This window comes from Acetobacter persici, from assembly GCF_018256955.1.
Lineage (GTDB): Bacteria > Pseudomonadota > Alphaproteobacteria > Acetobacterales > Acetobacteraceae > Acetobacter > Acetobacter persici.
In genome coordinates, this window is the sequence record NZ_JAERKU010000002.1 from 161,929 (window position 1) to 175,683 (window position 13,755).

The following is a 13,755-nucleotide window of genomic DNA, read 5'->3' on the forward strand; positions in this document are numbered from 1 at the left end:
GGATGGCCAGCACGCAGGCGTCTTCCGGGCCAGCCGACCCCCGGTTTTTTACACGGTCTGGTCCGTTTGACGGGCAGGCTCTGGCTGATGCAGCCGGAGCCACACTGGTTCCGCCGCGTGAAGGCGGATTTCCCGAAGCTGGCTACGCTGGCATTGCCCCGCTTCAGGTCGCGGGGCCGGGAGATGTGAGTTTTCTTGATAATCGCCGCTATGCGCCTCTGCTGGAAGGCACAAAAGCCGGTCTGGTGATTGTGGCTCCGGCGTTTGCGGATAAGGTTCCGGCGCATTCCGCCGCGCTGGTGTCCGCAACGCCGTATCTGGCGTGGTCCCGTGTTGCGCGGCTGTTTCACCCCAAAGCTCCCGCGCAGCCGGGTATTCACCCCCTCGCAGTGGTTGATGCCAGTGCCGTGGTAGACCCCTCGGCTGAAATCGGCCCATTTGTGGTAATTGGCGCACGGGCTGACATTGGTCCCCGTTGCATCATCAATTCTCACTGTGTGGTGGGTGAGGGCGTGGTGCTTGGGGCGGATTGCCGCATTGGCTGCCATGTCACCCTGTCTCACGCAACACTGGGTGAGCGTGTGATTATCCTGCCGGGTGCGCGCATCGGGCAGGATGGCTTCGGGTTTGCCGTGGGGCCGAACGGGTTTGAAACCGTGCCGCAGCTTGGGCAGGTGGTGCTGGAACATGATGTTGAGATCGGGGCAAACACCACGATTGATCGCGGTTCCGTTAATGATACCGTGATTGGTGCGGGCTCACGGCTCGACAATCTGGTTCAGATCGGCCACAACGCCCGGCTTGGGCGGTGTTGCATTGTGGTGTCTCAGGCCGGGATTTCCGGCTCCACGGTGCTGGAAGACTATGTGACTGTCGCAGCGCAGGCAGGCCTTATCGGGCATATCCGTATTGGGGCCAAGGCGCGTATTGGAGCACAGTGCGGCGTGATGTCCGATGTGGAGGGCGGCGCTGATGTGATTGGCAGTCCGGCCATGCCGTTCCGGGAGTTTTTCCGGAATGTTGCGGTGTTGCGCAAGCTGTCCAAAAAAGCGTCTGGACCGGCAGAAGGCGGTTCGGGCAAGGGTTGAACAGGTACCGGGCGCTGTCCGGCTGAAAAAGGTGGTCCAGGGGACGTGGAGACGAAACAAGAATCGCAGCAGGACGTTCAGACAATCGATGCGATTGACGTCACGCGCATTATGCAGGCGATTCCGCACAGATATCCTTTCCTTCTTATCGACCGGATGGTGGATATCAGACTGGGGGAAGAGGCAACCGGCATTAAGAATGTCTCGGTCAACGAGCCGTTCTTCCCCGGTCATTTCCCTGTGCGGCCCGTTATGCCCGGTGTTCTGATTGTAGAAGCCATGGCGCAGACAGCAGCAACGCTGGTGGTGCTGACGCTTGGCAAGGCTTTTGAGGGCAAGGTTGTCTATTTCATGACAATCGAAAACGCCAAGTTCCGCAGACCTGTGGAGCCGGGTGACCAGTTGCGCATCCATGTTGTGAAGGAACGCCACCGCGCCAATGTGTGGAAGTTCCGTGGCGTTGCCAAAGTGGATGGGGTTTCCGTCGCGGAAGCAACATTCAGCGCCATGATCATGGGTTGAGTCCCGCATTATTTTTAAGATAAGTGTTACAAAATATCCTGATCTGCCCGGAAAACGCCTGTTTTCTGAGGCAGATAGTCCCGCGTAATGCGTTGTACTCTGCGGGATGCAAACAGGTGAAAGAGGAGTGGAACTGGTGCATGCAGTAGGAGAAAACGGGGGGGCGCGTGTTCACCCTACCGCCATTGTTGCACCAGAGGCTCGGCTTGGGCGTGGCGTGGTAATCGGACCCTGGTGTTCGGTCGGCCCCCATGTGGTGATTGAAGACAACGTGGAACTGATTTCTCACGTTGTGGTGGATGGGCATACGCGGCTGGGTGCGGGATCACGCTATTTCCCGTTCAGCACCATCGGCATGGCCCCGCAGGATCTCAAATATAAAGGTGAGCCGACCCGGTGCGAGGTGGGTGCCCGCACGGTGGTGCGTGAGCATGTGACCATCCATCGTGGCACCGCCGTGGGCACGGGCCTGACGCATATTGGTGACGATGTGCTGATTATGGCCAACGCCCATGTGGCGCATGACTGCACGCTCGGGAACCGGGTGATTATCGTCAATAACGTCGTCATGGGTGGCCATGTGACAATTGAGGATGATGCGCGGGTCATGGGCTCTGCGGCTATTCACCAGTTTGTCCGCATTGGCCATGCGGCTCTTGTTGGCGGTGTGGCCGGTGTGGAAGCGGACGTTATCCCCTACGGTAGCGTACTGGGGAACCGCGCGCGGCTTGTGGGCCTGCACTGGATCTGGCTGCGCCGGAACGGCGTGCAGTCCGCGGAAATCCACCGGATGCGCAAGGCGTTCCTTACGCTGTATCCGAAAGGTGTGTGCGAGGAAGGGCCATTTGCGGCGCGTCTGGAAGTGATGCGGCGTGAGTTTGGGGATGAACCCCGCGTGCGTGAAATTCTTGCTTTTATTGATGCTCCCAGCCGCCGTGGCCTTGTCCGTGTGGCGCGCGGAGACTTCAGCACGGCGGAAACCGAAGGCGCGTGAGCGCGCAGCCCGGCGCAGTTGGTATTCTGGCCGGGGGCGGTCCGCTTCCGGCACGCGTTGCCGAGGCCGCAGCGGCGGCCGGGCGGCCGGTTTTTATTCTCGGATTTGATGGATTTGCGGAGCCAGAGGTGATCAGCCCCTGGCCGCACCAGTTTGTGCGCCTTGGCGCTGCCGGGCACATGCTGTCTCTTCTGCGTGAGCATGGCTGCACGGATCTGGTGCTGATCGGCCCTATCCGTCGTCCGTCCCTGCGCAGCCTGTACCCGGATGCGGAAGGGGCGCGTATTCTCGCCCGGCTGGGGCGGGCGCTGTTTGCGGGAGACGATGGGCTTCTGGCGGCTCTGGTGCGTATTCTGGGCGAGGAAGGGTTTTGCGTCCGGGGTGCGCATGAATTTCTGGCGCATGCCGTTGTGCCGCCGGGTGTTCTGGGCGCGATTGCACCGGATGATCAGGCTCAGGCGGATATCAGCCGCGGGATTGAGGTTGTGCATGCGCTCGGCCGGATGGATATCGGGCAGGGCTGCGTGGTGCAGAATGGTCTGGTGCTGGCTGTGGAAGCCATGGAGGGCACGGACCGCATGTTGGCGCGCGCCGGAGAGTGCCGACAGCCGGGCGAGGGCGGTGTGCTGGTCAAGCTGCTCAAGCCCGGGCAGGACAAGCGGGCGGATATGCCCACCATTGGCCCTGCAACGGTGCGCAACGCGCATCTGGCGGGCCTGCGCGGGATTGCGTTTGAAGCAGGCCATACTTTGCTGACAGACCGCGAGGCCTGTGTGCGGGAGGCGGATCAGGCAGGATTATTCCTGATTGCGGTAACGCCGGAGCCTCTCGCGCGCTAAAAACAAGAGCGAAACAGAGGAGACGCAGCGCGATGGTACGCTATTTGCACACAATGGTCCGGGTGAAAAACCTGGATGACAGCATCGCTTTCTATAAACTTCTGGGCATGCATGAACTGCGGCGGCGCGAGGTGCCGGATGGCCAGTATACGCTCGTTTTTATCGGCTATGCTGATAATGCCGCCGGTGAGGCCGAGATTGAGCTGACCTATAACTGGGGCAAGGATGACGGCTATGACGTTGGCACCGGCTTCGGGCATTTTGCCGTGGGTGTGCCGGACGTCGCGGCTGCGGTGGAGCAGGTGCGGGCCGGGGGCGGTAAGGTTACGCGGGAAGCAGGTCCCGTGAAGTTCGGCACATCCGTCATTGCCTTTGTGGAAGACCCGGACGGTTATAAAATCGAACTGATCCAGCGCCCCGACTAACTCCGCGCAGCGATGCGTGGTTTCAGGACTGCGGTTTCTGCTTCAGGCGGAGCAGAGCGCGGTCCAGAGACTCGTCTATGGTTCTGACGGCCTTGAGCACCAGAGGGTCCGTGCTGGTGCCAAGCTGCTCGGCTGCGAGCATGGCGGGGGAGAGAATATTCCGGATATCGTGCCGCAGCTTTGGGTCAGTGTCCGTTGCTGTGGGAGCAGGGGCTGTGTCCGCCGCCACAGGAGCAGGCTGAGCCTGTGTGACTGAAGGCTGTGAGGGCAGCGTGGGCGTGCGGGGCGCAGACGAGGGTGCTGGAACCGCAGCCGGTGTTATAGAGGCATTCCGCTGCGAGTCTGCGGGCTGACTGTGGGTCGGATGGCGCGAATCAGCCAGAGCAGACGTCCTGAAACGGGTGCCGAGCCACGCCCCGATCCCGGCTGTCAGCGCAACAGGCAGCAGCCCCGCAGGGAAGGAAAGACCGAGCAGGCCCGCGGTCAAAGCGCCGAGGAGCGGCAGGCAGAAGAGAAGCAGCACGATGCTGAGGGGGGATTGAGAGGTGCTCATGGAGGACCAGCCCTTCTTTTTGTCGGAACAGAGTGTGCCGGGACTCTGCCGATATGATTGACGTTCTCCTTTCTGAACATTATAAGCCGCCCCTTCAAGACAGGTGGCTCTGGGCTGCCTGCATATCTGTATCAATGAAGGGAGTGCTGCAATGAAGCGCACTTATCAGCCGTCCCGGCTCGTCCGTAAGCGTCGTCATGGTTTCCGCGCACGTATGGCAACTGTTGGTGGCCGCAAGGTTATTGCCAACCGTCGTTCCAAAGGCCGTAAGCGTCTCTCCGCTTAAGCTTTTTATGGCTTACGGGCATCATGCAGCAGCGTGAGAGTCTGGAGGGAGCGGGGGCTGAGCCCGTTCGTTCCCAACGCCTAAAAAAGCGGAAAGAGTTTCTCTTTCTGGCCGCGCGTGGGCGTAAGGCGCCCGTGCGGGGGCTGGTGCTCCAGCTTTTTCAGCGGGCCGACTCCAACGCACCGCGCGTTGGGTTTACCGTTACAAAAAAAGTTGGCAACTCTGTGGTTCGCAACCGCGCCCGCCGAAGGCTGCGCGAGGTTGTCCGCATTGTGGAAACTGAAACACCTCTTAACGGCCTTGATCTGGTTCTGATTGGCCGCGCTGCAACCCTGAACCGCTCCTTTGTGGATCTGGTGGCAGATTTTCGCAAAGCCTTGCAGCAGTGTCTTTCTCAGGCTGACCGGAGCGCAAAGCCCGGCCATAAGTGAGATTTCTGCCTGCCTGACAGGGCAGGAAGATGCTTTCCCGGCTTGCATTCCTGCTCATCCTGCGCTGGAAACCAGAGTGCCGTGAAGACTCCGTGTTTCACGGTTGAATTATCTGTTCCGTTTCGTGCAGGGGGGCCAGCAGGCCAGCAATGGATACAAGACGTCTGATACTGGCAACACTGCTGTCAGCCGCGGTTCTTCTCGGGTTTGATTATTTCTTCCCGCAGGCGCCCAAAGCTCCTGTTACGCAGCAGACAACGCAAAGTGTTTCTGCGCCGCCGTCTGGTGCCGCGCAGCCTTCTCCCGCAGCCTCGGCGCAAGCCGCTGCCGATCCGGCCAATGAGGCCAGCGGGCCTGAGACGCATCTGGCGATTGATGCCCCTGCTGTGCAGGGTTCCATCAATCTGCGCGGTGCGCGGCTGGATGATCTGGTCCTCAAAAAATATCGGGAAACGGTCAAGCCGGACAGCCCGGACGTGCGTGTGCTGTCTCAGGACGCAAGTGCGCGGCCGGACTATATTGATTTCGGGTGGCGCGCGCCGTCCGACGTTTCCGTGCGTCTGCCCGATTCCCATACGTTGTGGAAGGCAGACAGCGCAAAGCTGGATTCCACGCATCCCGTCACCCTCTCATGGGATAACGGGCAGGGCCTGACGTTTGAAATTGCTCTGGCGGTAGATCAGGACTTCATGTTCACCGTTACCCAGCGCGTGCATAACGCAACGGGTCAGGCTGTGGCGCTGTATCCGTATTACCGCGTCAACCGTGCCTACACGCCGGAAACCAACGGCGGGATGCTGGTGCATGAAGGGCCGATTTCCGTCATTGATGGCCGCCTGAATGAAGGGTCCTACAAAGCCCTGCGGAATGAAGGCGTGCCGCCCGATAACGTCTCATGGAGCCATCAGGGCACAGGCGGCTGGGCCGGGATTACCGATAAATACTGGCTGATGGCCGTCCTGCCGGACCAGACCACACAGGCTGTGGGGGCCTATACCTATCTGCCCGCGCAGCACATCTATCAGGTGGGCTTTACAGCCAGCGCCCCGGTGCAGGTGGCAGCAGGCCAGACGGCCTCTTCCGAAGCACATGTGTTTGCCGGTGCGAAGGAAGTGCGGCTGCTGGACCGGTATGAGCACAGCCTGCATGTGCCCATGTTCTGGAAAGCGGTGGATTTCGGGTGGCTGGCGTTCCTGACGCGCCCGGTCTTCTTCGTGCTCGACTGGCTCTACACCATGATCGGCAATTTTGGTCTGGCGCTGCTGACCTTTACCGTGATCGTGAAGCTGCTATTCCTGCCGCTGACCATCAAGCAGATGCGCATGACGTGGAAGACGGCCCGCCTGAAGCCTAAGGTGGACCAGATCCGCGCCCGCTACAAAGACGACCCGATGGCCATGCAGCAGCATATTATGGGGCTGTACCGGGAAGAGGGCGTCAACCTGTTTGGTGGCTTCCTGCCCCTGCTTATTCAGGCTCCGGTGTTCTGGTGTCTGTATAAGGATCTGTATGTCACCATTGAGATGCGGCATGCGCCGTTCTTTGGCTGGATTAAGGATCTGTCTGCCCCGGACCCGACGAACGTTTTCAACCTGTTCGGCCTGATTCCGTTTGACCCGGCACAGGTGCTGTCCATTCTCTCCCTTGGTGCATGGCCCATCCTGTATGGCGCGACCATGTTCCTGATGCAGAAGATCAGCTCCAGCTCCACCAACATGGACCCTGCGCAGCAGAAGGTGATGACGTTCATCCCGCTGGTATTCACCTTCTTCATGGCGCATCAGCCGGTTGGTCTGGTGATCTACTACGCATGGAGCAACCTGCTGACGGCGTTGCAGCAGTTCATCATTCTCGGGCGCTTCAAGGCGGCTGATAAAACTGCCGATGGCAAGACGACTGGAGTGAGCAAGCGCTGATGCCCGAAGCCGGAACTGACTTTCGAGACCTGACGAATGACGAACAGATTGCCGCCGCCCTGGAAGAGGGGCGGCTGCTTTTTGCCGGTTCGTGCGATTTTATTTTTGGGGCGCAGAAGCTCGGGCAGCTCCCGCCGCAGACCCTGCCGGAAATTGCCTTTGCGGGCCGGTCCAACGTGGGCAAGTCCAGCCTTGTCAACGCGCTGACAGGCCGGAAGACGCTGGCACGCGCCTCATCCCAGCCGGGCCGCACCAAGCAGCTCAACTTTTTTGATCTGGCCCACCGGCTGATGCTGGTGGACATGCCGGGCTACGGCTTTGCCAAAGCCGCGAAGTCGGTCAAGGAAGACTGGCAGGAAATGATGTTTGACTACCTGCGCGGCCGCCCCGGCCTGCGGCGGGTGCTTCTGCTGCTGGATGCGCGGATTGAAGTCAAACCGCATGATCTGGAAGTGATGAAGCTGCTGGACCGCGCCGCCGTCAGTTTTCAGGTGGTGCTGACCAAGTGTGATGCCGTGAAACCCACGGCACTGGCCCGTAAGGAAGAAGAGGTTCTGGCTCTGACCAGACGCCACCCTGCGGCATGCCCCTTCCTTTCCCTGACCAGCAGCGAGACCGGACTGGGCATTGAGCCTCTGCGGGCAGAACTTGCAGACTTTGCTCTGCCGCCCCAATAACACCCGGCAGGATTATCGAGCAGGATTTTCAGCCCATGACCGACCCTTCTTCCTCAGTGCCTGATCTGCATCATGAAGCCGCCGTTCTGGCCGGTGCGCTGCCGTATCTGCGGCGTTACGCGGGTGATACCATTGTGGTCAAATATGGCGGACACGCCATGGGTGACCCGGAACTGGCGCTGACGTTCGGGCGGGATATTGCCCTGCTCAAGCTGGTTGGCATCAATCCGGTGGTGGTGCATGGCGGCGGCCCGCAGATCAACCAGATGCTGGCGCGGCTGGATATCCGCTCCACCTTTGTGGATGGCCTGCGCGTGACAGATGCTAGCATGGTCGATGTGATTGAGATGGTGCTGGCCGGGTCCGTCAATAAGGAAGTGGCGGAACTAATCAGTCAGGCCGGTGCGCTGGCGGTTGGTATTTCCGGCAAGGACGGCAAGCTGATTACCGCCCGCAAGCTGGCTCGTACCGTGCGGGATCCGGACAGCCAGATTGAGCGTGTGCTGGATCTCGGCTTTGTGGGTGAGCCGATCAAGGTCGACCCGCGGGTGATTTACGCTCTGTCTGGCTCCGGGCTGATTCCGGTAATTGCACCGGTTGGTCTGGGTGAAGATGGCGCAACCTACAACATCAATGCCGATACCGCAGCCGGTGCGGTGGCCGGGGCCGTGCATGCCACGCGCCTGCTGATGCTGACAGACGTGCCCGGCGTGCTGGATAAGGACGGCAAGCTGATCCCGGAACTGACAGCCGAGCAGGCCCGGCAGGCCATTGCGGACGGCGTGATTACCGGCGGCATGATCCCCAAGGTGGAAACCTGCATTGAGGCCGTTCAGGCCGGGGCGCGGGCCGCCGTGATCATCAATGGCCGCACACCGCATGCCTGCCTGCTGGAACTGTTTACGGCGTCCGGTTCCGGCACGCTGATCCGCGCGGACTGATCTGCGTGGGCGGATACCTGACAGCAGGTGTCCGTCCCGCCGCGTTGACAGGAGCGTGCCCTGTCCGCATGGTTCCTTCCTCTTTTTGCCGGTCGGGGGTTCCGCCCCGGCCCTGTCTCCATCCTGTCTGACGGTATTGTCTTATGACTGAAGAAACTCTCCGCGCTCAAATTGAAACTCTGTGGGACGCCCGTGACCGGATTTCCTCCGCCACGACCGGTGATGATCGCAAGGCGATTGAAACCGCTCTGGAGGCGCTGGATTCCGGGCGTCTGCGCGTGGCAGCCCCTAGTGAAGATGGCTGGGTGGTGCATGAATGGCTGAAAAAGGCTGTTCTGCTTTCTTTCCGTCTGAATGACAGTGTGATCGTGCCGGGTGCTGCCGCGGGTGGACCGGCATTTGATAAGGTCCCCGTCAAGTTTCAGGGCTGGGATCAGGCCCGTTTTGAAAAGGCCGGGTTCCGCGTGGTACCGGGTGCCATGGTACGCTACTCAGCCTATATCGCACCGGGTGCGGTGCTGATGCCCAGCTTTGTGAATGTGGGCGCGCATGTGGGCAGCGGCACAATGGTGGACACATGGGCAACCGTTGGAAGCTGTGCGCAGATTGGCAGCAACTGCCATATCAGCGGCGGGGCAGGCATTGGCGGTGTTCTGGAACCGTTGCAGGCGGCTCCGGTCATTATTGAAGATAACTGCTTTATTGGTGCGCGGTCCGAAGTGGCGGAAGGCGTGATTGTGGAGCGCGGCTCTGTTCTGTCCATGGGGGTGTTCCTCGGCGCGTCCACCAAAATTGTGGACCGTGCGACGGGTGAGATCTTCATGGGCCGTGTTCCGGCCTATTCCGTGGTGGTGCCGGGTACGCTGCCCTCGTCCAGCCCCGTCGGGCCGGATGGCCGCCCGAACCCCAATCTGGCCTGCGCCGTGATTGTGAAGCGGGTGGATGAACGCACACGCTCCAAGACGTCTATCAACGACCTGCTGCGCGACTAAGCACGGGATCTCTCAGGCAGATTATACACATGACCTATTCAGCGCCGGACCAGACCACCACAACCGGACCCCGGACCGGGCTTCTGCCCGATCTGACGGACCCGGTGGCGGTCACGCAGGCGCTGATCCGGCATGCGTCTGTCTCGCCTGACCCCGGCCCGGCCCAGCAGACTCTGGCCGCCATGCTGGAGGCGCTGGGCTTTACCATTATCTCCCTGCCGTTTGGGGAGGGGGCGGAGCGGACGCCAAACCTGTTCGCCCGGCTGGGCACGGCGGGGCCGCACATCTGTTTTGCAGGCCACACCGATGTAGTGCCGCCGGGTGCGGAGGGTGCCTGGACCCATCCCCCTTACGCGGCAGACATTGCAGACGGTATTCTGTTCGGGCGCGGTGCGTGTGACATGAAGGGCGGCATTGCCGCTTTTGTCTCCGCTGTTGCCCGGTGTGTGCAGCAGGGCGGCCTGCCCGGCTCCATCAGCCTGCTGATTACCGGGGATGAAGAAGGCCCCGCCACATACGGTACCTGCAAGGTGCTGGACTGGATGGCGGAGCAGGGGCAGATTCCGGATTTCTGTGTGGTGGGGGAGCCAACCAACCCCGCCGCCATGGGGGATATGATCAAGATTGGCCGCCGTGGCAGCCTGAACGCCCATATTGTGGTTGAGGGCGTGCAGGGCCATGTGGCGTATCCGCACCGGGCGGATAACCCGGTGCATAAGCTGCTCAGTGTGCTGAGTGCTTTGCGTGAGACGCCGCTGGATAACGGGTCTGACTGGTTTGAACCCTCAAGCCTGCAAATTACCAGTATGGATGTGGGCAATACCGCGACCAACCTGATCCCTGCAAAAGCGGAAGCGCGGCTGAATATCCGCTTTAATGACCTGCATACCGGCACAGGCCTGAAAGGCTGGCTGGAGACCATCTGCCGCCAGCACGCGCCCACGGCACGGGTGACTGTACGCATCAGCGGTGAATCGTTCCTGACGGCCCCGGGGGCGGCGACGGACCATCTGGTGCAGGCCGTGCAGACCGTGACAGGCCGCACGCCTAAGCTGGATACGGGTGGCGGCACATCTGATGCGCGCTTTATTGCAAATTATTGCCCGGTGGCGGAATTTGGTCTGGTCGGGGCCAGTATTCACAAGGTGGATGAACACACGACACTGGCTGATCTGGAAACATTGACGACGATTTATAAGACCTTTCTGGAAGGGGTCATGGCGTGATTTCAAGTTCGGGTTCTGGCAAACAGGGTAATGGCCGCAGAATTTTGCAAGGGATGCTGCTGCTGGCCAGTGGGCGGCGTGAAGGCATTGGCTGCTTTCAGGGAACGCCTGATTCCTTTGGTGCGGCCCTTGCGCCGCAACTGGCGTTATTGCTGGTTGGTATTTTTCAGGCCTCCATGCAGGCGGACAAGGTGCTGGGCTTTACCAAGCTCCTGCTTTCTCTGTGTGTGGTGCTGCTGCCTGCCGTAATCTCGCATTTTTACGCCCATAAATGGGGGCGGGATGCGCTCTGGCTCCGCTATATCACAGCTGCTACGTGGTGCGGTTGGGTGGTGGTGCTCATCTCGCTGGTGGCCACGGTTCTGGCGGGTCTGCTCTTCCCGCCGCTGCTGCATCAGCCGGGTTTTATGGCCGCGCTGATGGTCACGGTCTCTGTCTATGAAATCTGGCTGCAATGGTATGTGGCGCGTGTCGGGCTCGGGCTGAGCCGGGGGCGTGCCGTGCTGATGTATGTCTCGGTGCTGGCGGCGACGCTGGTTCTTTACGGTCTGGCGGCTCTACTGCCGCCGCATTACATCGTGATGCAGGATCTGCTTCAGCCGATGATTTCAGTTAAGCCGTCTCACTAAGTCTCTCACCAGACCACGCTGCGGAGAGTGCGGTCTGAGGGAAGAGAGTTGTTCTGTTTTTGAAAAGCCTGTGCAGGCATGAGAGCAATTCTCTCACGCCGCGCAGGTTTTTTTATGGGCTGCGTATCCGTGTGCGGAGTCTTGCAGGAGGGCAAGGCTTTTCACTTCAGGGCCACCAGACGGAGTAGAAGCAGGCTCAGCCCCCCTAACACGGTGAGCGATAGGACGACGGTTGTCGTGACGCGGCCTCCTGCTCTGGCGACGGTACGAACATCAACCCCCAGCCCCAGAGCCGCCATGGACAGGACTGTCAGCACTGTTGCCGTCTGCGTAAGCGGCGCAATCAGGCCAGAAGGGACAAGCCCGAGACTGCGGCAGAGCATGAGCGCCAGAAAACCGGGGATGAACCACGGGACAAACCGTGTGAGGCCGGGACGCCCGGCCTCGGCTGGCCCGGCGGTGACAGTGCTGCCATCCGGCTGCGCAGGAGGCAGGCGGGGCGCAAGGCAAGAGAGAACACAGCAGACCGGCCCCAGCATCAGCACCCGCACCAGTTTAACAACGGTCCCTGTCTGCACAGCCAGTGGGCCAAGGGGCGCTGTGGCAGGCAGAACCTGCGGCACGGCGTAAACCGTCATGCCCGCAACAATGCCGAAGGGCTGGTCAGGCATCCCGGTCGCAAAGGCCAGAACAGGCAGGGCAAGCACCACCCCAATCCCCAGAACAGCCGTAAAGGCGATTGAGGCTGCCACATCCTTGCTGTCTGCCCGGATCACCGGGGCCACGGCGGCAATGGCGGAATTGCCGCAAATAGCGTTCCCGCAGGCGACAAGCAGGGCCATGCGGGGCGAAAGGCCGAGCAGCCTGCCAAGGCCAAAACTGATCAGAATGGCCGTGGCGACGACGGCCGCAATCCCCGCCAGCAACCGGGGGCCAAGAGGTATGAGAGCGGCTGCACTGACGGAGGCGCCCAGCAGCATGACGGAAACCTCCAGCAGGGTTCGTGCGCTGAAGCAGATACCCGCATCCCACTGAGTGTCTGGCGTCCATAGGCTACGGATGCAGGCGCCCAGAAGGATGGCAAGGACAAGTGCTTCCAGCCACACCTTGCCAAACAGCAGGGATTCGAGTGACTGGAGGCCATACGCGCCTCCTGTAATGGCCGCGCATAAGCCAATGCCGGGGAGCTGGGTGCGGAGGGTGCGATAGACTGTGCCCAGAGGTGCGGTGATCATGGATGTGTCCTTCCGCCCTCTGATCTAGGCGCGGAAGATCAATCAATCCAACGCATTGTTTTTCTCATTCCAATCAGTAAAAATAATGAATTGGAAAAGGATGGCCTGATTGTGACTCTTGAGCAGCTTCGGATTTTTGTGTGTGTGGCGGAACGGGAGCACATGACCGATGCGGCCAGAACCCTGCATGTCACGCAGTCTGCGGTCTCGGCGGCCATTGCCGCACTGGAGGCGCGGCACGGGGTCCGGCTGTTTCACCGCGTCGGGCGCGGGATCGTGCTGACAGAAGCGGGCAGCCTGTTTCTGGCGGAAGCCCGTATTATTCTGGCGCGTGTTGCCGCAGCGGAGGCCATGCTGGATGATCTGAGCGGCCTGAAGCGGGGCACCCTGCGCGTTGTTGCCAGCCAGACCATTGCGGCATACTGGCTGCCGCCCGCACTCGCGGCCTTCCGGGCGCGGTTCCCGCATCTGGAAATCGTGCTGGAAATTGGCAACACCATGCAGGTTGCGGCCCATGTGCAGGCGGGGCAGTCTGACTTTGGCATTGTGGAAGGCAAAGTGGACAACCCTGTTCTGGCGCAGTGGCCCATTGCGCAGGATCGGCTGGTGCTGGTACGCTCCACACCGTTTGATGCGCAAAGCTGCACATCGGAAGCCCTGCAAAAGGCAGACTGGGTGATGCGGGAGCAGGGGTCTGGCACCCGCTCCACGCTGGATGAGTGTTTGCGGCAGAGCGGCGTGGACCCCGAGACGCTGACCGAGGTTCTGGTTCTGCCATCTAATGAGAGTGTGCGCACGGCGGTTGAGGCCGGGGCCGGGATTGCCGGTCTGTCCTCTCTCGTCGTTGCTCCAGCGCTGGCGGCGGGCACGTTGTATGCGGCTCCGCTGGCCTTCGGGCCGCGCGAGTTCTTCGGCCTGCGGCACAAGGAACGGTACCGGAGTCAGGCCGTTGAGGCTCTGACAGATTTTATCGCGCAGTATTCAGCGCAGCAGGGGTGAGG

Annotated in this window: 16 protein-coding genes; 14 read left to right on the forward strand and 2 right to left on the reverse strand. The window is 61.0% G+C overall.

Going from position 1 to position 13,755, the window contains the following annotated elements; genetic code table 11:
• Window positions 1-2: 2 nt before the first annotated feature.
• From lpxD to gloA, 5 genes are all read left to right on the forward strand, one after another.
• Window positions 3-1,088, forward strand: coding sequence for a UDP-3-O-(3-hydroxymyristoyl)glucosamine N-acyltransferase (gene lpxD / locus JK199_RS02895; RefSeq protein ID WP_025828784.1), 1,086 nt, complete (start codon window positions 3-5; stop codon window positions 1,086-1,088).
• Between the two features lie 45 nt (window positions 1,089-1,133).
• Window positions 1,134-1,610 carry a 3-hydroxyacyl-ACP dehydratase FabZ gene (gene fabZ / locus JK199_RS02900; protein ID WP_077930303.1) on the forward strand — a complete coding sequence of 159 codons (477 nt, stop codon included), beginning with the start codon at window positions 1,134-1,136 and terminating at the stop codon, window positions 1,608-1,610.
• Window positions 1,611-1,716: 106 nt separating this feature from the next.
• Complete coding sequence (gene lpxA / locus JK199_RS02905) at window positions 1,717-2,604, forward strand: acyl-ACP--UDP-N-acetylglucosamine O-acyltransferase (protein WP_212356171.1); 888 nt, start codon at window positions 1,717-1,719, stop codon at window positions 2,602-2,604.
• Window positions 2,601-3,443, forward strand: coding sequence for an LpxI family protein (locus tag JK199_RS02910; protein ID WP_212373777.1), 843 nt, complete (start codon window positions 2,601-2,603; stop codon window positions 3,441-3,443). Before lpxA ends, JK199_RS02910 begins: the two co-directional genes overlap by 4 nt.
• Window positions 3,444-3,475: 32 nt before the next feature.
• Window positions 3,476-3,868 (forward strand): lactoylglutathione lyase, encoded by a 393-nt coding sequence (gene gloA, locus JK199_RS02915; RefSeq protein WP_025829078.1) that lies wholly within the window; start codon window positions 3,476-3,478, stop codon window positions 3,866-3,868.
• Window positions 3,869-3,890: 22 nt separating this feature from the next.
• Here gloA and JK199_RS02920 read toward each other — a convergent pair whose 3' ends face one another.
• Entirely contained in the window at window positions 3,891-4,421 is a 531-nt protein-coding gene (locus tag JK199_RS02920) for a hypothetical protein (RefSeq protein ID WP_212373779.1), read from the reverse strand.
• A 151-nt stretch (window positions 4,422-4,572) separates the two neighbouring features.
• Here JK199_RS02920 and rpmH point away from each other — a divergent pair, with 151 nt between their 5' ends.
• From rpmH to JK199_RS02960, 8 genes are all read left to right on the forward strand, one after another.
• The gene (gene rpmH, locus JK199_RS02925) at window positions 4,573-4,707 is read left to right on the forward strand and encodes a 50S ribosomal protein L34 (RefSeq protein ID WP_025829074.1); all 135 of its coding nucleotides are present in this window, start codon (window positions 4,573-4,575) and stop codon (window positions 4,705-4,707) included.
• 23 nt (window positions 4,708-4,730) lie between these two features.
• Window positions 4,731-5,138 carry a ribonuclease P protein component gene (gene rnpA, locus JK199_RS02930; protein ID WP_077930298.1) on the forward strand — a complete coding sequence of 136 codons (408 nt, stop codon included), beginning with the start codon at window positions 4,731-4,733 and terminating at the stop codon, window positions 5,136-5,138.
• Between the two features lie 149 nt (window positions 5,139-5,287).
• Entirely contained in the window at window positions 5,288-7,054 is a 1,767-nt protein-coding gene (gene yidC, locus JK199_RS02935) for a membrane protein insertase YidC (protein WP_212373781.1), read from the forward strand.
• The gene (gene yihA, locus JK199_RS02940; protein WP_025829070.1) at window positions 7,054-7,731 is read left to right on the forward strand and encodes a ribosome biogenesis GTP-binding protein YihA/YsxC; all 678 of its coding nucleotides are present in this window, start codon (window positions 7,054-7,056) and stop codon (window positions 7,729-7,731) included. The genes yidC and yihA overlap by 1 nt, the downstream gene beginning before the upstream one ends.
• A 35-nt stretch (window positions 7,732-7,766) precedes the next feature.
• The gene (argB, locus tag JK199_RS02945) at window positions 7,767-8,672 is read left to right on the forward strand and encodes an acetylglutamate kinase (protein ID WP_086655738.1); all 906 of its coding nucleotides are present in this window, start codon (window positions 7,767-7,769) and stop codon (window positions 8,670-8,672) included.
• Between the two features lie 143 nt (window positions 8,673-8,815).
• Window positions 8,816-9,664, forward strand: a complete 849-nt coding sequence (gene dapD / locus JK199_RS02950; protein ID WP_212360337.1) for a 2,3,4,5-tetrahydropyridine-2,6-dicarboxylate N-succinyltransferase — start codon at window positions 8,816-8,818, stop codon at window positions 9,662-9,664.
• A 29-nt stretch (window positions 9,665-9,693) separates the two neighbouring features.
• Window positions 9,694-10,890, forward strand: coding sequence for a succinyl-diaminopimelate desuccinylase (gene dapE, locus JK199_RS02955; RefSeq protein WP_212373783.1), 1,197 nt, complete (start codon window positions 9,694-9,696; stop codon window positions 10,888-10,890).
• On the forward strand, window positions 10,887-11,519 hold the full coding sequence (locus JK199_RS02960) for a hypothetical protein (RefSeq protein ID WP_342356278.1): 633 nt from the start codon (window positions 10,887-10,889) through the stop codon (window positions 11,517-11,519). The genes dapE and JK199_RS02960 overlap by 4 nt, the downstream gene beginning before the upstream one ends.
• Before the next feature lie 161 nt (window positions 11,520-11,680).
• Here the strand turns inward: JK199_RS02960 and JK199_RS02965 are convergent, their stop codons facing one another.
• Window positions 11,681-12,754 carry a YeiH family protein gene (locus JK199_RS02965; protein WP_212373785.1) on the reverse strand — a complete coding sequence of 358 codons (1,074 nt, stop codon included), beginning with the start codon at window positions 12,752-12,754 and terminating at the stop codon, window positions 11,681-11,683.
• A 111-nt stretch (window positions 12,755-12,865) separates the two neighbouring features.
• Here JK199_RS02965 and JK199_RS02970 point away from each other — a divergent pair, with 111 nt between their 5' ends.
• Entirely contained in the window at window positions 12,866-13,753 is an 888-nt protein-coding gene (locus JK199_RS02970; RefSeq protein WP_212373787.1) for a LysR family transcriptional regulator, read from the forward strand.
• Window positions 13,754-13,755 lie beyond the last annotated feature (2 nt).

Coding starts and splice junctions, on each gene's coding strand:
- dapD (WP_212360337.1), top strand. CDS start 8,816: ATGACTGAAGAAACTCTCCGCGCTCAAATTGAAACTCTGTGGGACGCC.
- JK199_RS02920 (WP_212373779.1), bottom strand. CDS start 4,421: ATGAGCACCTCTCAATCCCCCCTCAGCATCGTGCTGCTTCTCTTCTGC.
- JK199_RS02965 (WP_212373785.1), bottom strand. CDS start 12,754: ATGATCACCGCACCTCTGGGCACAGTCTATCGCACCCTCCGCACCCAG.
- yidC (WP_212373781.1), top strand. CDS start 5,288: ATGGATACAAGACGTCTGATACTGGCAACACTGCTGTCAGCCGCGGTT.
- argB (WP_086655738.1), top strand. CDS start 7,767: ATGACCGACCCTTCTTCCTCAGTGCCTGATCTGCATCATGAAGCCGCC.
- lpxA (WP_212356171.1), top strand. CDS start 1,717: ATGCAAACAGGTGAAAGAGGAGTGGAACTGGTGCATGCAGTAGGAGAA.
- dapE (WP_212373783.1), top strand. CDS start 9,694: ATGACCTATTCAGCGCCGGACCAGACCACCACAACCGGACCCCGGACC.
- rnpA (WP_077930298.1), top strand. CDS start 4,731: ATGCAGCAGCGTGAGAGTCTGGAGGGAGCGGGGGCTGAGCCCGTTCGT.
- rpmH (WP_025829074.1), top strand. CDS start 4,573: ATGAAGCGCACTTATCAGCCGTCCCGGCTCGTCCGTAAGCGTCGTCAT.
- gloA (WP_025829078.1), top strand. CDS start 3,476: ATGGTACGCTATTTGCACACAATGGTCCGGGTGAAAAACCTGGATGAC.
- yihA (WP_025829070.1), top strand. CDS start 7,054: ATGCCCGAAGCCGGAACTGACTTTCGAGACCTGACGAATGACGAACAG.
- lpxD (WP_025828784.1), top strand. CDS start 3: ATGGCCAGCACGCAGGCGTCTTCCGGGCCAGCCGACCCCCGGTTTTTT.